16 protein-coding genes are annotated in these 20,128 nt (G+C 72.9%); 7 read left to right on the top strand and 9 right to left on the bottom strand.

Annotated features, from left to right (window positions below; genetic code table 11):
- Positions 1-93: 93 nt before the first annotated feature.
- The 5 genes from ACH41F_RS25985 to ACH41F_RS25965 all read left to right on the top strand — a co-directional run bounded on the left by ACH41F_RS25985 (position 94) and on the right by ACH41F_RS25965 (position 5,640).
- A complete protein-coding gene (locus tag ACH41F_RS25985; protein WP_391243663.1) occupies positions 94-384 on the top strand; it encodes a hypothetical protein in 291 nt (96 codons plus the stop codon).
- 19 nt (positions 385-403) lie between these two features.
- Positions 404-1,225: a hypothetical protein gene (locus tag ACH41F_RS25980; protein ID WP_398837745.1), complete on the top strand. Its 822-nt coding sequence runs from the start codon at positions 404-406 to the stop codon at positions 1,223-1,225.
- A 15-nt stretch (positions 1,226-1,240) separates the two neighbouring features.
- Positions 1,241-3,193: a fumarate reductase/succinate dehydrogenase flavoprotein subunit gene (locus ACH41F_RS25975; RefSeq protein WP_398837743.1), complete on the top strand. Its 1,953-nt coding sequence runs from the start codon at positions 1,241-1,243 to the stop codon at positions 3,191-3,193.
- On the top strand, positions 3,190-3,960 hold the full coding sequence (locus ACH41F_RS25970) for a succinate dehydrogenase/fumarate reductase iron-sulfur subunit (protein WP_391243654.1): 771 nt from the start codon (positions 3,190-3,192) through the stop codon (positions 3,958-3,960). The genes ACH41F_RS25975 and ACH41F_RS25970 overlap by 4 nt, the downstream gene beginning before the upstream one ends.
- Positions 3,961-4,092: 132 nt before the next feature.
- Positions 4,093-5,640, top strand: coding sequence for a hypothetical protein (locus ACH41F_RS25965; RefSeq protein ID WP_398837742.1), 1,548 nt, complete (start codon positions 4,093-4,095; stop codon positions 5,638-5,640).
- Positions 5,641-5,684: 44 nt separating this feature from the next.
- On the opposite strand, the gene ACH41F_RS25960 is transcribed toward ACH41F_RS25965, so the two are convergent.
- From ACH41F_RS25960 to ACH41F_RS25930, 7 genes are all read right to left on the bottom strand, one after another.
- Positions 5,685-8,366: a SpoIIE family protein phosphatase gene (locus ACH41F_RS25960; RefSeq protein WP_398837741.1), complete on the bottom strand. Its 2,682-nt coding sequence runs from the start codon at positions 8,364-8,366 to the stop codon at positions 5,685-5,687.
- A gap of 261 nt (positions 8,367-8,627) precedes the next feature.
- Entirely contained in the window at positions 8,628-9,065 is a 438-nt protein-coding gene (locus tag ACH41F_RS25955; RefSeq protein ID WP_398837740.1) for an ATP-binding protein, read from the bottom strand.
- Between the two features lie 200 nt (positions 9,066-9,265).
- Complete coding sequence (locus ACH41F_RS25950) at positions 9,266-9,661, bottom strand: NUDIX domain-containing protein (protein WP_391243641.1); 396 nt, start codon at positions 9,659-9,661, stop codon at positions 9,266-9,268.
- 21 nt (positions 9,662-9,682) lie between these two features.
- On the bottom strand, positions 9,683-9,877 hold the full coding sequence (locus ACH41F_RS25945; RefSeq protein ID WP_391243638.1) for an SPOR domain-containing protein: 195 nt from the start codon (positions 9,875-9,877) through the stop codon (positions 9,683-9,685).
- Positions 9,878-10,244: 367 nt separating this feature from the next.
- Positions 10,245-10,997, bottom strand: a complete 753-nt coding sequence (locus tag ACH41F_RS25940) for a GntR family transcriptional regulator (protein ID WP_391243634.1) — start codon at positions 10,995-10,997, stop codon at positions 10,245-10,247.
- Positions 10,998-11,144: 147 nt separating this feature from the next.
- Positions 11,145-12,299, bottom strand: coding sequence for a DUF4190 domain-containing protein (locus ACH41F_RS25935; protein ID WP_398837739.1), 1,155 nt, complete (start codon positions 12,297-12,299; stop codon positions 11,145-11,147).
- Positions 12,300-12,940: 641 nt separating this feature from the next.
- Entirely contained in the window at positions 12,941-14,497 is a 1,557-nt protein-coding gene (locus ACH41F_RS25930) for a S8 family serine peptidase (protein ID WP_391243628.1), read from the bottom strand.
- Between the two features lie 177 nt (positions 14,498-14,674).
- On the opposite strand from ACH41F_RS25930, the gene ACH41F_RS25925 reads away from it, so the two are divergent.
- On the top strand, positions 14,675-15,781 hold the full coding sequence (locus ACH41F_RS25925; RefSeq protein ID WP_391243625.1) for a pyridoxal-phosphate dependent enzyme: 1,107 nt from the start codon (positions 14,675-14,677) through the stop codon (positions 15,779-15,781).
- A gap of 106 nt (positions 15,782-15,887) precedes the next feature.
- Here ACH41F_RS25925 and ACH41F_RS25920 read toward each other — a convergent pair whose 3' ends face one another.
- Positions 15,888-18,158 (bottom strand): DEAD/DEAH box helicase, encoded by a 2,271-nt coding sequence (locus tag ACH41F_RS25920; RefSeq protein WP_398837737.1) that lies wholly within the window; start codon positions 18,156-18,158, stop codon positions 15,888-15,890.
- Positions 18,159-18,210: 52 nt separating this feature from the next.
- Positions 18,211-19,041 (bottom strand): oxidoreductase, encoded by an 831-nt coding sequence (locus tag ACH41F_RS25915; protein ID WP_391243618.1) that lies wholly within the window; start codon positions 19,039-19,041, stop codon positions 18,211-18,213.
- Positions 19,042-19,121: 80 nt separating this feature from the next.
- Between ACH41F_RS25915 and ACH41F_RS25910 the strand changes: the two genes are divergently transcribed.
- Positions 19,122-20,030 carry a LysR family transcriptional regulator gene (locus ACH41F_RS25910; protein ID WP_398837736.1) on the top strand — a complete coding sequence of 303 codons (909 nt, stop codon included), beginning with the start codon at positions 19,122-19,124 and terminating at the stop codon, positions 20,028-20,030.
- Positions 20,031-20,128 lie beyond the last annotated feature (98 nt).

Genomic DNA, 20,128 nt, shown 5'->3' with positions numbered 1-20,128 from the left:
GCCAATCCGTGCAGACGCCTTCACATTCGCGGGTGTGACGCGCAACACTCGCAGGCGCACATGAACGTTCCCGCCCCTAAGCGAGGTCACGTCATGGCCCTGCACGACGAACTGGCATCAGCCCAGCGCTGTCTCGACGAACTGCTCCGGTATGTCAAACGCCTGGAACAGCAGTTGGGCAGCGGCGGACTGGAGATGCGCCGCGTCCGGATCGACGCCGACCGCCTGCGTGAGAGCCTCGCTCTGCTCAGGGAGGCGGATCCCGCGCTCGCCAAGGCCCAGCGCCCCGATCTGGTCTCCATCCCGGACACCCCGTACGACAACACCCTCTGGACGGACTCGGACGACGAGGGACTCGGCGCCCGCGACCGCCACGCCCCCTGAACCCGACCGGAGTCATGAGTTGGCCACTGGTACGGAACCCCAACCGAGGAGCGGCGGCGTACGCACGGGTACGCGCGCCGCGATCGACGCCCCGCATCTGCGGACGGACCGCTGGTGGCTGGCGCCCGCCGCCACCGCCGCCGGGCTGCTCGTCTTCGTCGTGTGGTCGACGTGGCGGGCCTTCGCCGACGCCGACTACTACGCGGCGCCCTATGTCTCGCCGCTCTACTCGCCCTGTCTGGCGGAACGCTGCGCACCCATGCGCGGCGGGCCCAACTGGGAGATCTTCGGCGGCTGGTGGGCCCTGTCGCCCGCGATCCTCATCCTGGTCTTCCCGCTCGGCTTCCGGCTGACCTGCTACTACTACCGCAAGGCCTACTACCGGGGCTTCTGGGCCTCCCCGCCGGCCTGCGCGGTGGCCGAGCCGCACAAGAAGTACTCCGGCGAGACCCGCTTCCCGCTGATCCTTCAGAACACCCACCGCTACTTCTTCTACGCCGCGGTGCTGGTGGCGGGCGTCCTCACGTACGACACCGTGCTCGCCTTCCGCGACGAGCACTACGAGTGGGGCCACATGGGGCTCGGCACCCTGGTGTTCCTGGTCAACATCGTGCTGATCTGGGCCTACACCATCTCCTGCCACTCCTGCCGGCACATCGTCGGCGGTCAGCTCAAGCACTTCTCCAGGCATCCGGTGCGCTACCGGCTGTGGCGGTGGGTCGGAAACCTGAACGCCCGTCACATGCTGCTGGCCTGGACGTCGTTGGCGAGCGTCACCCTGGCCGACGTCTACGTCTATCTCGTCGCCTCCGGTGTCTTCGACGACCCGCGCTTCTTCTGAAGGGGATGCCTGCTGATGTCCGTGGTCGACCGCCAGGAGTGGGACGTCGTGGTCGTCGGCGCGGGAGGCGCCGGCCTCCGCGCCGCCATCGAGGCGCGTGAGCGGGGCGCGCGCACGGCCGTCATCTGCAAGTCGCTGTTCGGCAAGGCGCACACCGTCATGGCCGAGGGCGGCATCGCGGCGGCGATGGCCAACGCCAACGAGCACGACAACTGGCAGGTGCACTTCCGCGACACCATGCGCGGCGGCAAGTTCCTCAACCAGTGGCGGATGGCCGAACTGCACGCGCGGGAGGCCCCGGACCGGGTCTGGGAGCTGGAGACCTGGGGCGCGCTGTTCGACCGCACCAAGGACGGCCGGATCTCCCAGCGCAACTTCGGCGGCCACGAGTACCCGCGCCTGGCCCATGTCGGCGACCGCACGGGCCTGGAGCTCATCCGCACCCTCCAGCAGAAGATCGTCTCGCTCCAGCAGCAGGACAAGAAGGAGACCGGCGACTACGAGTCCCGTCTGAAGGTCTTCCAGGAGTGCACCGTCATCCGCGTCCTGAAGGACGGCTCCCGGGTCAGCGGCGTCTTCGCCTACGAGCGCGAGTCCGGCCGCTTCTTCGTCCTGGAGGCCCCGGCCGTGGTCATCGCGACGGGCGGCATCGGCAAGTCCTTCAAGGTGACGTCGAACTCGTGGGAGTACACCGGCGACGGCCACGCGCTGGCCCTGCTCGCCGGGGCGCCCCTGCTGAACATGGAGTTCGTGCAGTTCCACCCCACGGGCATGGTCTGGCCGCCCTCGGTGAAGGGCATCCTCGTCACCGAGTCGGTCCGCGGCGACGGCGGGGTGCTGCGCAACTCCGCGGGCAAGCGGTTCATGTTCGACTACGTCCCGGACGTCTTCAAGGAGAAGTACGCCGAGTCGGAGGAGGAGGGCGACCGCTGGTACGAGGACCCGGACAACAACCGCCGTCCTCCTGAGCTGTTGCCCCGCGACGAGGTGGCCCGCGCCATCAACTCCGAGGTCAAGGCGGGCCGCGGCTCCCCGCACGGCGGGGTCTTCCTCGACGTCTCCACCCGGATGCCGGCCGAGGTCATCAAGCGCCGACTGCCGTCGATGTACCACCAGTTCAAGGAGCTGGCGGACGTCGACATCACCGCGGAGGCGATGGAGGTCGGCCCCACCTGCCACTACGTCATGGGCGGGGTCGCGGTCGACTCCGACACCGCCGCCGCCCGGAACGTGCCGGGGCTGTACGCGGCCGGCGAGGTCGCGGGCGGCATGCACGGCTCGAACCGGCTCGGCGGCAACTCCCTGTCCGACCTGCTGGTGTTCGGCCGCCGGGCGGGACTGCACGCGGCCGAGTACGCGGCGGCCCTGGCCTTCGAGCGCCCCCGGGTGGACGAGGGCCAGGTCGACGCGGCCGCCGCGGAGGCACTGCGCCCCTTCTCCGCGGAGGGCCCCTGGCCCGGGGAACCGCAGGACACGGCCGGGCGCCCGCCGGAGAACCCCTACACCCTCCACCAGGAGCTCCAGCAGGCCATGAACGACCTCGTCGGCATCATCCGCCGCGAGCCCGAGATGCAGCAGGCCCTGGAGAAGCTCGCCGAGTTGCGGGTACGGGCGCGGCGGGCCGGAGTCGAGGGCCACCGCCAGTTCAACCCGGGCTGGCACCTCGCCCTGGACCTCAGGAACATGCTGCTGGTCAGCGAGTGTGTGGCCCGGGCCGCGCTGGAGCGCACCGAGTCGCGCGGCGGCCACACCCGCGAGGACCATCCGGCGATGGACCGCAAGTGGCGCCGGATCAACCTGCTGTGCCGGCTGACCGATCCCACCGGCGGGTTGGCGGCCACCGACCCGGTGCGCGGCCAGATCGACCTCGGCCGGGAGACCACCGACCCCATCCGCCCGGACCTGCTCGCCCTCTTCGACAAGGAGGAGCTGGTCAAGTACCTCGCCGAAGAGGAGCTGTACGAGTGAGCAGCTACAAGGCCCGCTTCAAGGTGTGGCGGGGCGACGTGGACGGCGGCGGCCTGGAGGACTTCGCGGTCGAGGTGAACGACGGCGAGGTGGTCCTGGACATCATCCACCGCCTCCAGGCCACCCAGGCCCCCGACCTCGCCGTCCGCTGGAACTGCAAGGCCGGCAAGTGCGGTTCGTGCTCGGCGGAGATCAACGGGCGGCCCCGGCTGCTGTGCATGACCCGGATGTCGGTCTTCACACGGGAGGAGACGATCACCGTGACCCCCCTGCGGGCCTTCCCGGTGATCCGCGACCTCGTCACGGACGTCGGCTTCAACTACGACAAGGCGCGCGAGGTCCCGGCGTTCGTGCCGCCGCGGGACGTGGGTCCCGGCGAGTACCGGATGATGCAGGAGGACGTGGACCGCTCGCAGGAGTTCCGCAAGTGCATCGAGTGCTTCCTGTGCCAGGACACCTGCCATGTGGTGCGTGACCACGAGGAGAACAAGCCGGCGTTCGCCGGACCCCGCTTCCTGATGCGGGTCGCCGAGCTGGACATGCACCCGCTGGACGCGGCCGCCGACACCGGCCTCGACCGCAAGGCGGCCGCGCAGGACGAACACGGCCTCGGCTACTGCAACATCACCAAGTGCTGCACGGAGGTCTGCCCCGAGGGCATCAAGATCACGGACAACGCGCTGATCCCCCTGAAGGAACGGGCGGTCGACCGCAAGTACGACCCACTGGTGTGGCTGGGCTCGAAGATCAGGAGGAGGCCTTCGTGACCCCGGCCCCCGCCGGCGGGTCGGTTCCCGGCGCTCAGCGCCGTGACCCCGCCGCCCCCGCCGTGTCTCCGGCGCCCCACCCCTGACGCGCCCCGGTCGCGCCGCCGCATTCCTGCTCATACGCTCCGAAATGTGACGTCATCCTTGTTCCGGGGCCGGCCGCGGCGCGCGACCTCGCACATATCCGTGCGGGTGGCCCACACCGTGGTGGGCGGGCTGGCCGGGGTGCTGTGGCTGGTGCTGCCGGGGACGACGTCCGGCGACGGTGCCGTGGTCGCGGGGCCCCCGGCGCGGACCGTCGCCCGCGAGGAGGCGCCGGAGGACTCCTCGGCCGCCGACCTCGTCCTCCCCCTGGGTGCGGTGGGCGCCGCGGGTGTCGTGGCGGGCTACGCGTATCTCCGGCGGACCCGGCGCGCCCGGACCCGGACCACTCCCGGCGGCGCCCCCGTCCGACCGGCCACCCCACCCCCCGGCGACCTCGACGCCCTCGACGAACGGGCCCGCGCCTCACTGGTCGCCGCCGACGACAGCGTCCGCACCAGCCGTACCGAACTCGGCTATGTCGGGGCACGGTTCGGGGAGACGGCCGTCACGCCCTTCGCGGCGGCGGTCCGGGACGCGGAGGGCGAGCTGACGGCCGCGTTCCGGATGCGGCAGCAGTACGACGACGGCATCCCGCAGGAGCCCGCGGCCCGGCGGCACGCGCTCGCCGGGATCGTCGGGCGGTGCGAGGAGGCCGGACGGCGGCTGGACGGGGAGGTGGCCGGGCTCGACCGGCTGCGGGCACTGGAGCGGGGGGTCGGCGAGGCCCTGGAGATCGCCGAGGACCGCTTCCGGACGCTGACCGGCCGGACCCGCGCGGTGGACAGCCTCCTGGCCGAACTGCGCCGACGCTACGCGCCCTCCGCCACCGCCCAGGTCACCGGCCACCCCGAACAGGCCAAGGACCGCCTGGTGTTCGCCACCCTCCGCCTGAACGAGTCCCGCCAGTGCGCCGACCGCCAGGAACCCGACATCGCCGCCGCCTCGCTGCGTGCCGCCGAGGGCGCCATCGCCCAGGCCGCCGTCCTCCTGGACGCCGTCGAGAGGCTCGGCGCGGACCTGGCGGCCGCCGAGGCCCTGGTCCCGGCCGCGCTGACCGGCGCGGAGGCACGGCTCGCGGCCGTACGGGAGGACAGCGCCGAGACGGCCGCCGGGGAGCTGCGCGCCCGGCTCCGCCACGCCGATGGCGTCCTCGGCGCCGTACGGGGAGAGCTGACCGCCGGGCCGTACGACCCCCTGGACGCCCTGCGCCGGATCGTGCGGGCGGCGGCGCCCCTCGGCGCGGCACCGGCCGCCGGGGTCCTGGGCCATGCCGCCCGGCTCGTCGCCCGGTCCGGCACGAGAGCCGCGGACGAGTTCATCGGCACCCACCGGGCGGCGGTGGGGGCAGCGGCCCGCACCCGCCTGGCGGAGGCGCGACGGCTCCTCGGCACGGACCCCGCCGCCGCCGACACCTGCGCCCGGGAGGCCCGTGGCCTGGCCGAGCAGGACGTACGGGTGCACGGGAACCCGGCGGAGGAACACGAGAGCGGGGTGGCGGGGGCCGTGCTGGGCGGAGTCCTGCTGGACGCCCACACCCCCGCGGCCTTCGGAGGCCCACGCACCCGCGACCGCCGCACAGGCACGGACGCCGCCTAGGGGCGCGGGGGAGGGCGCGGCAGGCGCCCCCTCCGGAGGCGGTCTCAGAACAGGCTGAGCAACGCCTCCGCGGGGTCCGTGAGTCCGGTCTCCCCGTCCGGCAGCGGCAGTTCGAACCACACGGTCTTGCCCCGCGGCGTCCGGCGCGAGCCCCACGCGGCACTCAGTAGGCCCACGAGCTGCAACCCGCGCCCGCCCTCGTCCGTGTCCCGCGCCCGGCGGCGGCGAGGCTGGACCAACCCCGAGTCCCACACCTCGCACACCAGCGTCCGGTCCAGCAGCAACCGCAGCCTGATCTCGCCCTCGCCGTACCGCAGCGCGTTCGTCACCAGCTCGCTGACCAGCAGCTCCGTCGTGTCGACCAGCGCCTCCAGGTCCCACGACTGCAACTGCCCGCGCGCGTGCTCCCGGGCCCGTCCCACACTGCGCGGCTCGCGCGGCAGCGTCCAGTCGCCCACGGAGTTCGCGGGCAGCCCTTGGACGCGGGCCATCAGCAGGGCGATGTCGTCCTCGCCGTGGTGGCTGTCGAGGGTGTTGAGGACGTGGTCGCAGACGTCCTCCAGGGGGGCGGAGGGGTCGGTGAGCGCTCCGACGAAGGCCTGGAGACCCTCGTCCAGGGGGTGATCGCGGCTTTCGACCAGTCCATCCGTGTAGAGCGCGAGCAGGGCGCCTTCGGGTAGTTCGACCTCCACCTCCTCGAAGGGCTCGCCCCCGACGCCGAGCGGCATGCCCGGCGGCACGTCGAGCATGAGCGCCGCCTCACCGGGTTCGACCAACGCCGGCGGCAGATGGCCCGCGTTGGCGAAGGTGCACCTTCTCGTCACGGAGTCGTAGACGGCGTAGACGCAGGTCGCGAGGTACACCTCGGACAGGTCCGCCTCCCGGGGCCGGCGGGCCGCACGGGTGGCCTGCTGGACACCGCCGGGGGCACCGAGGCCGCGCGCGATCTCGTCCAACGCGCTCAGCACCTCGGCGGGTTCGAGGTCCAGCAGTGCCAGTGTCCGTACGGCGGAGCGCAGTTCGCCCATCGCCACCGCCGCGCGAAGTCCGCGGCCCATCACGTCGCCGACCACCAGCGCCGTGCGGTGACCGGGCAGTTCGATGACGTCGAACCAGTCGCCGCCGACCTCGCTGGGGCGGTCGGAGGAGGAGTTGCCCGGCAGGTACCGGCAGGCGATGTCGAGGCCGGAGGCGACCGGGTCGCCCGGGGGCAGCAGGGACCGCTGGAGCATCAACGCCCGCTCGTGCTCACGCCGGTACAGCCGGGCGTTGTCGATGCAGACCGCCGCCCGCGCCGCCAGCTCCACCGCCAGATCCCGGTCCCGGTCCCCGAACGGCTCGCTGCCCTTGGTCCGGGCGAACTGCACGAGTCCTACGACGGTGTCGTGGGCGACCATCGGCACGGCCAGCGTGGACTGCACCAGGCCGCCCTCCTCGGCCGGGATGAACTGCGGGCGGGCGGTGCGCAGGGCGTCCGCGCAGGGCGAGTTGAAGGGGTAGTGGTGGACGGCGCCGACCGAGACGGGCGGGCCCGAGCCGATGAAGGGGGCGTCGGAGACGGCGCTGGCGAAGGCGACCCGGCGCAGTTCCGCGCTGCCGTCGGCGAGGCCGGGCGGGGTCTCGTCGCCGGCCAGGAGTCCCTGGTAGAGGTCGACGGTGGCCAGGTCGCAGAAGCCGGGGACGACCACGTCGAGGAGTTCGCGGGCCGTGGTCTCCAGGTCGAGGGAGTTGCCTATGCGGGCGCCGGCCTCGTTGAGGAGGGCGAGATTGCGCCGGGCGGCGGCGGCCTCGCGGGCGGCGGCACGGCGGGCGGTGATGTCGGTGCCCAGCCAGGCGATGCCGATGGGCCGTCCGGACCCGCTGCGCACCCGGTAGAGGTTGATGGACCAGTGGCGGCGCTCGTCGGAGCCCGGCAGGAAGCCCGTGACGTGCATGTCCGTGATGGAGTCGCCGGTCTCCAGGACCCGGCGCAGGGTCGCGGTGACCCGCTCGGCCTCGGCGCGCGGCAGATAGTCGTGGACGCCCTTGCCCCGGTGGTCGTCCGGGCTGCCCCCGAAGAGCGAGGCGAATCGGTAGTTGACGCGACGGACCCGCAGGTCGGGGTCGATCAGCACGAATCCGAAGGGAGATTGACCGAAAATCGCCTGCGAGGCGGCGAGGTCGGTCTCGATGCTCCGCAGCGTGCGCACATCGACGACGATGCAGACCGCCGCCTTCTCCCCCTCCTCGGTCCGCGTCGGCATGACGTAGACCTCGGCGAGGCCCTCGCGACCGCACTCGCCCTCGCCCTCGTGCGGCGCCTTCGGCGCGGGCACCCGGAAGGGGACCACCCCGGTCCACTCGCGGCCGTCCAGGATCTCGGCCATCTTGCGCTGGCCCTGGGCCCGCAGGTCCGGGTCGATGAACGCCTCGATGGGGTCCATGCCGACGGCGTGCCGGGCGGGGATCCCGAAGAGCTGCTCGGCGCGCAGACTCCACTGGTCGACGAGCCCGTCCGGGCCGATGGAGAACGACGCGACCTTGATGTAGTCGTAGATCGAGCCGGGCGGACTGCTCTGCCATATCGCGTCGCCCGGTGGCGGCCCGTCCGGGATCCCGGGGGAGGCCAGGTGCGTCCCACCCGTGGCGTCAGGCGTCGCGGCCGCCGCGGCATCACCCGCGGCCTCCGTCCTCGCGCCGCCCGACGGGTCCTCGGACTCCGTGGCCTTCGCTGGTATCTCGCTCACGCGAACCGTCCCCTCCAGCTCACCGCGTCCGGCACCGGTCACCGGCAGCGGCTGCCCGCAGTATCCAGCACTACGGCGCCGCACAACACGGTGTTCACGATCACAGCACGGTCCCAGCGTTTTTTGGACCGCACCGCGACAACACTTCCAGTCTTCTAACCAGCCAACACGCTGTCGAACCCCGTCCTCCGGCAACCGCCAGTGGCCTGAACCAGTCGGTGGACAGCGCGGCTCGGGCCGTACACCGGGTGCGACCCCGGTTCATCGCGGAACCGTGAGTTCGAACCACACCGTCTTGCCCGCCTCGCCGGGCCGGGTGCCCCAGCGGCGCGAGGAGTGGGCGAGGAGTTGCAGGCCCCGGCCGCTCTCGTCCTCGGGTCGGGCCACCCGTTCGCGGGGCGGGTCCGGGAGCGGGTCGGAGACCTCGACCAGCAGGGCGTCACCGAGGCGGGCGGGACGTACCAGGCGTACGCCGATGGGGCCGGTGGCGTGCCGCAGCGCGTTGGTCACCAGCTCGCTGACCAGCAGGGCGGTGATGTCGGCCACGCTGTCCAGGTCCCACGCGCGCAGCCGGCCGCGGACGGCCGCGCGGGCGGCGCGTACGGCGCCGGGGTCCGCGGGAAAGGTCCACTCGGCGCAGCCGCCTTCGGTGTCGATCACGCCGATCACTTCCCCGGCCACACCCATGTCCGGTTTCATGGGGTTAATGGGCACATACCCGATATCCGGGGCCCGGTACCGCGCGTGAAGGCGCGTTGTGGTGCGAACGGCGTATCGCGGGGCGCCCGGGAGCCGGGGTACGGATCGCGTGCGGGGGGCGGGTCGATGGGGGCGGCAGGCCCGTGGGGCGCGGCGGGTCCGTGGGGGCGGCGGCACGGTTGCCCGCGCGCTCGAGTCGGCTACAGGTGAGCGGCGACACTCCGGACCGCCGCCACGTCCTGGTCCAGCCAGTCCACGCTCCAGAGCTCCTCCCCGGTCAGCCAGCGGAGGTCGTCATGGTCCTGGAGGGGCTTGGGGTCAGGGGAGCCGGGAAGCAGGCGTGCCGTCCAGACCTGGAGGACGTAGGGGGATCTCAGCGGCCACTCCCCCGGGACGCGTTCCCCCACCTCGGTCTCGACGCCCAGTTCCTCGCGCAGCTCCCGCACCAGGGCCGCCTGGGGCGTCTCGCCCGGTTCCACCTTGCCGCCCGGCAGCTCCCAGCGGCCGGCCAGGTCGGGGGGCGCGCTGCGGCGGGCGGCGAGGAGGCGGCCGGCGTCGAGGAGGGCGGCTCCCACCACCACGATCCGTTCGGTCATGGACCGGAGCCTACTGGTGGGTCAGTTCGCGGTGGCGCTGCCGCCGTTCTGCCCGATGCGCTCGACCCAGTACAGCTGCCTGTGTCCGCGGTCGTCGAGGCTGTCCGCGATCTTCTGGGCCTCGGCCCGGGTGGCGTACCGGCCCACGCGGTAGCGGTTGCCGTTGTCGTCCTGCCGTATGACCAGCCAGGGGAGGGTGATCGTGCCGTCGTTCATCGCACCTCACCGCCCCTTCCCGCCCCGGCCCGTCCGAGCCCCTCCCCCGGCCTTCGGCCGGGGGGACCCCCGTCTCGCTCCGCTCGCGGGCCTCGCCGCGCCCCGCCCGCTAAGGAAACCGCATTCCGCATATGCCCGAGCCTACGCCTAACCTTCACGCAGCGGATACGGATTCTCACAAAGAGGTACGCAACCAGCCAGAACGCAGGGGGCGCACGTCATCGAACGCGCCGTGCGGAGCAGGGAACGCATCGGTCAGAGCGGTCTACGCGCGCCCGGGACGACCTGCGAGAACGGCCAGATTCCAACGCCGCCCCCCGGACCGCCGGTTGGGCGGGGGCGGGGGCAACTGCCGTGGCGGCGTGCGCTACTTCACCGGGAGGTGGTAGGCGACCCGGTAGCGGTCCGCCGGGATCACCACGTCGGCCGTCTCCACGGGGCGGCCGGAGGCGTAGAAGGTGCGGTGGACGACCACCACGACATGACCGGGGACGCCACCGAGCGCGAGGAGTTCCTCGGCGAGCCCGGGGCGTGCGCCGACCTCCTCGGTGACGTTGTCCACGATCACGTCGATGGCCGCCATCCGCTCCACGACGCCCATGCCGCCGAGCGGGCCCTCCTCGGGCAGCATCACGGGGGTGCGGCCAGTGACGGCGAGGGGCTCCCAGGAGGTGGAGAGCATCATCGGCTCGCCGTTGTCCCGGTAGACGTACTTGGTGCACATCACGCGGTCGCCGGGCCGGATGGCGAGGCGGTCGGCGACGGCGACGCTCGCCTCGGTCTGGGCGCTGCTGGACGACCAGGTGCCGCGCGCCTCGACGTCGGCCTGCTCCTGCCGGAAGGGCGTGGCCCCGCCGTCCGGGCGGAAGCCGGAGCGGGCGATCCGGCGCGGCACGGGACGCTCGCGCACATAGGTCCCGGAGCCGGAGCGGCCCTCGACCAGCCCCTCGGCCATCAGCACCTTGCGCGCCTCCAGGGCGACGGTGTCCGAGACTCCGTACTCCTCGCGGATTCTGGCCTGGGAGGGCAGCCGGGTGTGCGGTGGCAGCGAGCCGTTGGCGATCTTCTGGCGGAGATCACCCGCGACACGCAGATACGCCGGCTGCTCACCGAATGTCACTGGCCGCTCCCATCAGGTTGTACAGACAGCAACAGCGTGGCAACCGTGGGTTCCGAGACGCAAGCAAAGGCCAGAGAATCACTCGATGTAGTGACATGTGCCCGCGTCAGGCTTTACGCAGGCACTTTCTCCCCGGTATAGCGGTGATCACACATCGAGTTCTCCGGCGCCCCCGCCGCCACCGCCGCCGTCGCCCTCCTCGTCGTACGACGGCACGGTCGTGGCCAGGCCCAGAGCTTCGCGGGCGGTGACGGTCGTCTTGCCGTCCACGAACTCGTAGCCGGCGTCGTAGTGCTCGTAGTACGTGTCGACGTCCCCGGCGTCCGCCGCCTTCGCCCACTCCTCGCGGGCGTCCTCCATGTCCTTCACCAGGGCGGCGACGGGCCGCTCGGCCGCGGCGGGCCAGGAGCGGGCGCGCAGTGCCTCGGCCTGCTCGCCGAGCACGGTGTCGACCTCGGCCGCCCAGTGCGTGTTCGCCCGCAGGTCGTCCTCGGCGTAGTCCTCGGGCTCGTCGAACAGGATCGTGTCGAGGGCGTTGGAGGCCTTTAGGAAGGCCTGCTGGTCGGCGTCGAGGGTGGTGGCGTCGTTGCGCAGCGAGCCGGTCAGGCTCTTGTCCTCGTCGGTGTTGCCGAACAGGCAGGTGATCTCGCGGTCGCCGAAGGACCAACTGTCCTCGGACGGCACCAGGTAGTAGACGTCCACGTCCTCCGGCACGGCCCAGGCGTCCATGGCATAGGTCTCCTGGAGCGCGTAGCACCGGTCCTCGGCGGTGTCCTCGATCGCGCTGTCACCGGGGAAGTCGCCCCCGGGGAGCTTGACGACGGCGAAGACCTCGCCGTGGTGCGCCTTCGCACAGGGCACCTCGTCGACGTCGTAGGTCTCGCCCGTCAGGGATCCGGTGCCGGAGTCGAAGCAGTCGCCCTTCTTGAGCGAGTAGGCGCTGCCCTCGCCCTTCGCGGCGTCCTTGAAGCCGTCCCAGAAGTCGGCGGCCGCGCCGGTGGTGAGCGACAGGGTCCACAGGACCAGGCCGACCGAGGACAGCACGGCGCCCGCGACCGCCATGCCCTTGCCGCGCTCGCCCCTCTTCCGGATCTGGCTGAGCGCGACCAGGCCCAGGACCAGGCCGACGGCGGGCAGGAAGCACAGGACGCCGAGGACCAGGGCGGCGATGGCGAGGCCGTTGACGGGCACGGGTTGCGCGTAGCCGCCGTAGCCGTAGCCCCAGGGGCCGGGCGGGGTGTAGGGACCCGGCGGGTACGGCCCTTGGGGCTGGTGGGGGCCGGGGGGCGGGGGTATGGACACGGGTACCGTGCTCCTGGCTCGGACTGGCGTGAAGAACTCACGTGCGACTGCGCGCATCGTAAGCGCGGGGTGAGCGGGGGCGGAACGGCGGTCACGAATGCGACGATCCGGGCGGTGAACGGGCCGACCGCCCGATCCGGGCGGTGATCGGGCGGACCGCCCGCTGGGCGCCGCACGTCGCGGACGCGAGCGTGTTCTCGGCGGCCGGTGTCTGGCCCCCGCTCGCGTGTCTGGCGGACGGGGCGACGGGGCGGGCGGGGCGGGGCGGGGCGGAGCCGGCTCGGGCTCTCGGGGTGCCCGCGGAGGAGTCAGCCGCGGTGGCGCGGGAGACGTCGGCAGCGCGGACCCGGCGGTACCGAGGCTGGGGCTCGGGCCGCCCGGCGGTCCACCTGTCCGGGGCCACGGGTCGGCGTCGAGGTCGCCGGTGGGCGCACCGCGTGCCGTCACCGGCAGCCGCGCCCCCCACGCCGTGCGCGACCGCACGAACCGCTTGCCGCAGCCCGGGCGCGCAGTCCAGCCCTCCGACGGGGACCGCCGCTGAGGGTTCCTGGTCGTGCACCGCCGGACACGGCTCGTCCTCGCGGCGGGCTGGGTCAGCGACCCGGACGCCCGTCCGCGAGGACGACCTGCCGTGAGAGGGGTTAGAACTGAAGGGCCCAGGCGTCGATCCGCCCGGTGTCCTGTGCCGCGTTGTCGCTGACCCTCAGCCGCCACGTCCCGGCCGCGACCTCCGAGGAGGCGTTCACCGAGTACGTGGTGTCGATGTTGTCCGCGCTGCCGCCGGTGCCGTACGCCTTGAGGGTGTACGCCGTGCCGTCGGGGGCGATCAACTGGACCTGGAGGTCGCCGATGTAGGTGTGCACGATGTGCACCTCGACGGCCAGGGCGGCGGGCGCGTTGCCCGAGACGCCGGAGACCGTCACCGGGGACTCGGCGGTGGAGTTGTCGGTGATGGCGTAGTCCGCCGTGTTCTCGAACCGCGGGCCGGGCGGGGTGACCGTGCCGCCGGGCACGTTCAGCAGCCGGTTGGGCGAGCCCGTGCCGGGGCTGGTGACGACGCCGGTGGAGGCGAGGCCCACCAGCGCGGAGGAGACCTGCGCGGGGGTGGAGGACGGGTTGGCCGCCAGGTACAGCGCCGCCGCGCCCGCCACGTGCGGGGTCGCCATCGACGTACCGGAGATGGTGTTCGTGGCGGAGTCGCTGGTGTTCCACGTCGAGGTGATGGACGAGCCCGGCGCGAACAGGTCCAGGGCCGAACCGTAGTTGGAGTAGCTCGCCCTGGCGTCGGTCGACGTGGTGGCGCCCACCGTGATGGCCTCGGTGACGCGGGCGGGCGACCGGGTGGAGGCGTTGGTCGACTCGTTGCCGGCCGCGACGGCGAAGGTGACGCCGGAGGCGATGGCGTTGCGGACGGCCGTGTCGAGGGCGGTGTCGGCGGTGCCGCCGAGGGACATGTTGGCCACGGCCGGCTTGACCGCGTTCGCCGCGACCCAGTCGATACCGGCGACGACCTGGGCGGTCGTACCGGAACCGGAGTTGTTCAGCACCCGGACGCCGACGATGTTCGCCTTCTTCGCGACGCCGTAGGAGGTGCCGGCGACCGTGCCGGCGACGTGGGTGCCGTGGCCGTGGCCGTCCTGGGCGGTGTTGTCGTTGTCGATGGCGTCGTAGCCGTAGCGGGCCCGGCCACCGAAGTCGCTGTGGGTGATGCGCACGCCCGTGTCGATGATGTACGCCGTGACACCCGTGCCGGCCGAGTCCGGGTAGGTGTACGAGTTGTTCAGCGGGAGCGTCTTCTGGTCGATGCGGTCCAGGCCCCAGGAGGGCGGGCTGGGCTGGGTCGCCGCGATGGAGAAGGTGCGGTTCTGCACGACGGAGACGACGGCCGGGTCGGCGGCGAGACGTTTCGCCTCGGACGCGGAGGCCTCGATCGCGTAGCCGTTGAGGGCCTTGGTGTAGGTCCGCTCGATGTCGGCGCCGTACGCCTTGGCCAGGGCCCGGCCCTTCGCCGAGCCGGCCCTGGTGTCCGCCTGGAGGGTCACGACATAGCTGTCGGCGACCGCGTTCACGGCACCTTCGTACTGGATACGGCCTTCGGGTGCGGCCTCGGCGGGGAGGGCGGAGACGAGGCTCGCGGCGAGCGCGGCGGTCACGGCCGCGCCGAGCACCGCATATCTTCGCTGACGCATCACTGCCATCTGAGGGATCCTCCTCATGGATGGTGCATTGGATGTGAGCATGTCAACTTGCTGTGGGGATGCTGTGCACCCGCCGAAAGATTGAGGCCTCCACAGGAATTGCACAAGGGCCCTGCACCGACGCGACGAACGCGCCGCACACCGTTCATGACACACCGTCACCACTACCCTGCGTCCATGACCCCCCTGCCGGACTGTTACTGCCCCTCGGACGGCACCCGTGTCCCCGGCGGTTCGCTCACCTGGTGCTGCCCCGCCTGCCGCGGCCCCCTCGACCTCGACTTCCACCCGACCCCGGCACCCCTGAAATCCCTTGCCGGGCGCGCCAATTCACTGTGGCGGTACGCCGAGACCCTCCCCCTCGGCGCCCCCACGGTCTCCCTCGGGGAGGGCCGCACCCCACTGGTCCCGCTCGACCACGGGGTCTCGGCCAAGCTGGACTTCCTGATGCCGACGCTGTCCTTCAAGGACCGGGGCGCGGTACTGCTCGCCGAACTGGCCCTGCGGCTGGAGCCGCGCCGAGTGATCGCGGACAGCAGCGGCAACGCGGGGACGGCCGTCGCCGCGTACTGCGCACGCGCGCGGCTGCCCTGCACGGTGTACGTCCCCGAGGGCACGTCGGCGAAGAAGCTGGAGCAGATCGGGGCGCACGGGGCACGGCTGGAAGTCGTCGCCGGGGACCGTGAGGCGGCGGCCGAGGCGGCCCGCGCGGCGGCGGACTCACCGGGCACGTTCTACGCGTCGCACGTCTTCAACCCGTACTTCCTGCACGGCACCAAGACCTATGTCCACGAACTCTGGGAGGACCTCGGCGGCCGCCTCCCGGACGTCCTCGTCCTGCCCGTCGGCAACGGCACGCTCCTGCTGGGCGCGGCCCTCGCCGTCGCCGAACTGCACGGCGCCGGACTCATCGACCGGCGGCCCGCCCTGTACGCGGTCCAGTCGGCGACCGTGGCTCCGCTGGCCCGCGCCTGGGAGGAGGGCGCGGAGGACCTCGTCGGGACGACCCCGTCCGCGTCGACCCTCGCCGAGGGCATCGCCGTCCCGCGCCCGCCGCGCGCCCGCCAGATCCTGCGGGCGGTACGGGAGTCGGGTGGCCGGTTCACGACGGTGACGGAGGACCAGATCCGGCACGCCCAGCGAGACCTGGCGTCACGGGGACTGTTCGTGGAGTCGACCGGGGTGGCCTGCTGGGCGGCGGTGCGGGAGGGGGTGCTCGGGGAGCGGGGTGGGGTGGTGCCGTTGTGCGGGGCGGGGGTGAAGTCGGGAGTGGCGGGGGTGTGACTCGGGTGCGGGTGGGGTCGGCCGTGGGGGGTGACCGGCGGTGGCGGGGGCTTCGGTGTGTGCCGTGGGTCGTCGGCGTCGGTCCGGTCGGGCCTGGTCGGTGGGGTCAGCCGTCCGCCTCGGCTCTCGGGCCCGTGGCCAGTCGCGCCTGCTCCTCCTCCACGATCCGCCGGGCCAGGCCGCCGTCCGTGACGTCGATCGCGTCAGGGGTCGCGTCGGCGGTGTCGCTGCGGCGGGCGTACGCGTCGAAGAGGCGGTCCTTGTTCTCCAGGATGTGCAGGAGGCGCTCGTCGACGCTGTCCGTGGCGAGCAGCCGGTGCACCTGGACCGTGCGGACCTGGCCCATGCGGTGGGCGCGGGCCACGGCCTGGTGCTCCAGGGTCGGCTTGACCTGCGGTTCGCACAGGATGACCACGGACGCGGCCTGGAGGTTCAGACCGACGCCGCCCGCCTGGATCTGGCCGAGCAGCACCGCGTGTCCATCGGCCGCCGTGAACTCGTCGACCAGCCGCTGCCGGCGGGCGGCGGGCACGTCGCCGGAGATCGGCCCGAACACGCCCTCACCCAGGGCCTCCCGCACCACGGCCAGCACATCCCGGAAGTACGAGAACACGACGACCTTCAGGCCGTTCGCCGCCGCCTCCGCCACCAGTTCACGCAGCCGCAGGAGCTTCGCGGACTTCTCGGGGTCGGCGTACGCGGCCCGGCGCATCGCCATGAAGTTCCCCTCGGCGACCGCCGCGCGGTAGGCGTCCGCGTCCGTGGCCGTGAACTCCTCCCACTCGTCGACCTGGAGGAGCGCCGGCAGTTCGGTGAGCACGTCCTGCTGGTTGCGGCGCAGGTACGCGGGCGCGACCGATCTGCGGAAGACGTGCGGGCCGGCGACCGCGTCGCTGTCTCGGATCGCGGGGACCAGCTCCGGCCGGAGGTGGCGGACCAGGGTGCGGAACTCCTCGACGCGGTTCTCCATCGGTGTGCCCGTCAGGAACAGCACGCGGTCGCAGTGGCCGGTCCATGCCGCGACCGATCGGGCACGGCGGGTCTCGGGGTTCTTGATGTAGTGCGCCTCGTCGACCACGAGCATGCCCGGCTCGACGCCGTCCGGACCCGGCAGGGTGTGCAGTACGTCGAAGGTGGTCAGGGCGACGCCGCCCCGCTCGCGCCACTCGGCGTAGGCCTCCTGCCGGTCCGGTCCGTGCACCGGCAGGGCGCGCAGGGTGCTGCGGGCGCGGATCTCCCGGGTCCAGTTGATCAGCACGCTCGCCGGGCACACCACCAGGAAGTGGCTCCGCCCGCCCGCCGCGAGGTGCGCGAGCGCCGCGATGGCCTGGACCGTCTTGCCGAGCCCCATCTCGTCGCCGAGCACGACCCGGCGCTGGGCGAGCGCGAAGCGGGCGCCGAAGGACTGGTAGCCGCGCAACGACACCCGCAGGTGGGTGTCGTCGAGGGGCTGGGCGTGCACCCGCTCGGCCAGCTCCGACGGCACGAAGCCCTCGGCGGCGGCCACGTCCGCGCGGTGCTCGGCGATCTCGGCGATCCGGCTGTAGTACTCGGCGGAGCGCAGCTCGAAGTCGACCCACGCCTCGATCTCGGAGGCCGGTTCGCGCAGCAGGTCGGTGGCGGCCTGGGTGAGCCGCAGCCGTACGTCCTGCTCGGCCGCCTCGGTGGTCAGCGCGCGCAGTTCCGCGACCGCCGCGAGGGCGGCCTCCCGGCGGCGCCGGCCGGTGACCGCCAGCCGCAGCCGGCCGGTCGCCGGGCGGGCCGCGGGCAGCAGCTCGCCGAGCCTGCGATCGAGCTCCCCGGCCGTCTCCACCGCCCGGCGCAGCTCGGGGCCGGCCTCGACGAGCCGGTACAGCGCGACGACCAGGGCCGCGGTGCGGGGCTCGGGGTGGTCGACGTCGATCCGTACCGAGACGGTCTCCTCGACCGCGCGCGCGATCTGCCGGGCGGCGGCCAGCGCCTGGTCGGCGGTCTGGGCGCCGACACCCGGGATCTGCCGCAGCTCGTACCGGCTCGCCCGGTACACCGCGCGCACGGAGGCGAGCCCCGCCGCCTCGACCGCCGCCAGCCGCAACCGGCCCTCGGTGACGTCCTTGAGCCGGGAGACCGGGATGGACTCCAGCTCCTTGTCCACCAGGTCGTCCCGGAGCGGTCCCAGGGCCGAGCGGACCGCGTCGAGGGCGCGGGTGTGATCGGCGAGCAGCTCCCGGGCGACGGTGTGCAACCGGGCGGCCCGCTCGTACAGGTCACGGGCCCTGCGACCCACGGGCGCACCGACGTCGTACGGGTCCCGCACGCGGGCCGTCCGCCCGGCCGCCGCCTCCTCGCCCGCCACCCTGACCCCCTCGCCCGCCGTGCCCTCCCCGACGTCTGCCATGGTCGCACCCGGGACTGACAACGCGGCCGGGGTTCGGCGCCGGCGGTCCTGCTCAGTCGTCGAAGCCCGTCGCCCGGGTGCTCTTCTCCCACGCCACGACGTCCTCGCGGACCTGGTCCAGGTGGTCGAGGACCGCCGTCACGCCGTCGTCGCCGAGCGGGAGGCGGAGCGGGGTGCGGTCGGACCGGAGGGCAGACAGGATGACCGCGGCGGCCTTGGCCGGGTCACCGGGCTGGGAGCCGTCACCGCCGGCGATGGCACCGCGGGTGCCGCTGACCTTGGCGTAGACGCCGCTGTCCGTGCTCGCCCCCGCCCGGTCCGCCTCGAACAGCGAGGTCCTGAAGGCGCCCGGCTCCACGATCAGCACCTTGATGCCGTACTCCTCGACCTCGTCCGCGAGCGCCTCGGACATGCCCTCCAGGGCGAACTTCGTACCGCTGTAGGCGCCGAAGCCCGCGAAGGACATCTGCCCGCCCATGCTGCTCATCTGCACGATCGCCCCCGTGCGCCGCTCCCGCATCGACGGCAGCACGGCACGCACCAACGCCGCCGGGCCGAAGACGTGCACGTCGAACAGGGCCCGCAGCTCCTCGTCCCCGGTCTCCTCGAAGGCGCCGACGTGAGTGCGGCCGGCGTTGTTGACGAGGACGTCGATCCGCCCGTGCCGCGCCACCACGTCCCGTACCGCCGCCTCGGCGGCCGCCGTGTCGGCGACGTCCAGGCGCAGCGCCTCCACCTGGTCGGGGTGGGCGGCGACCAGGTCGTCCAGTGCCTCGGGCCGGCGGGCGGCGCCCACCACGATGTCGCCGTCGGCCAGCGCCGCCTTCGCGATCTCCCGCCCGAAGCCACTGCTCGCGCCCGTGATCAGCCAGACCTTGTTCATGTCGTTCCCCTTGTCGATCGGTTCGTGAACCAGCCTGCTGTGAAAGGCGGTTGCCCGTCCAAGACCCACGGTGATAACCGATGGCTATGACAACGGACGTACACCTACGGGATCTGCGCTACTTCCATGCGGTGGCCGAGGAACTGCACTTCACGCGCGCGGCCGAGCGGCTGTACGTGTCCCAGCCCGCCCTGAGCAAACAGATACGGGCGCTGGAGCGGCAGTTGAGCGTGGAGCTGTTCCGGCGCGACCGGCACGGGGTGGCGCTCACCGGGGCGGGTGAGGCGCTGCTGCCGCACGCGCGGCGGGTGCTGGAGGACTGGGCGGCGGGCGCGGCGGCGGTGGAGACGGCCCGGTCGGCGCAGCGCAGCACGCTGGTCGTGGGGATGAGCACCAGCCCGGGGCGCGGCGGACTGCTGCCCGCCATCCGGTCCCGTTTCACCGCCGCGCACCCGGAGGCGGTGCTGCGGGTGCGCCAGGTGAGCTGGGAGGACCCCACGGCGGGTCTGGCGGACGGGGACGTGGACGTGGCCTTCGTCTGGCTGCCGCTGCCGGACGCGGGACGTTACGCCTGGACGGTCGTCGCCGAGGAGCCCCGTCTGGTCGCCCTCCCGGACACCCACCCCCTCGCGGGCCGCGCCGAGTTGACCTTCGCCGACCTGTCCGACGAGCCCTTCCTCGCCCTCCCCGAGAGCGCGGGCCCGCTGCGCGACCACTGGCTCGCCCTCGACGAACGCGCCGGCCGCCCGGTCCGGATCGGCGCGGAGATCGCCGGCACGGAGGAGACGTACGAGGCCCTGGTCGCCGGCCTCGGCATCTGCCTGGTCGCCGAGGGCAACGCCCCGCTGATCACCCTGGGCGGCGTGGTGACCCGCCCGGTGCACGGCCTCACCCCGACCCGCTACGCCCTGGCCTGGCGCACCGAGGACGGCCGACGGCCACTGGTACGGGGGTACGCGGCGGCCTGCCGGGCGGTGGCGGGGGGTTGAGGGACGACGTCTCCACCGTCACGGCACCCGAGCCGGCTGACCAGACGTCGGACATCCAGCACGGTGACGACGAAGGGGTCGACTCCCGCAGGAGCCGA

Origin of the sequence: Streptomyces sp. NPDC020489 (assembly GCF_044386545.1) — a bacterium.
Lineage (GTDB): Bacteria > Actinomycetota > Actinomycetes > Streptomycetales > Streptomycetaceae > Streptomyces.
The sequence above is the reverse complement of the archived record's forward strand: the minus strand, read 5'-3'. Positions and strand labels throughout refer to the sequence as shown.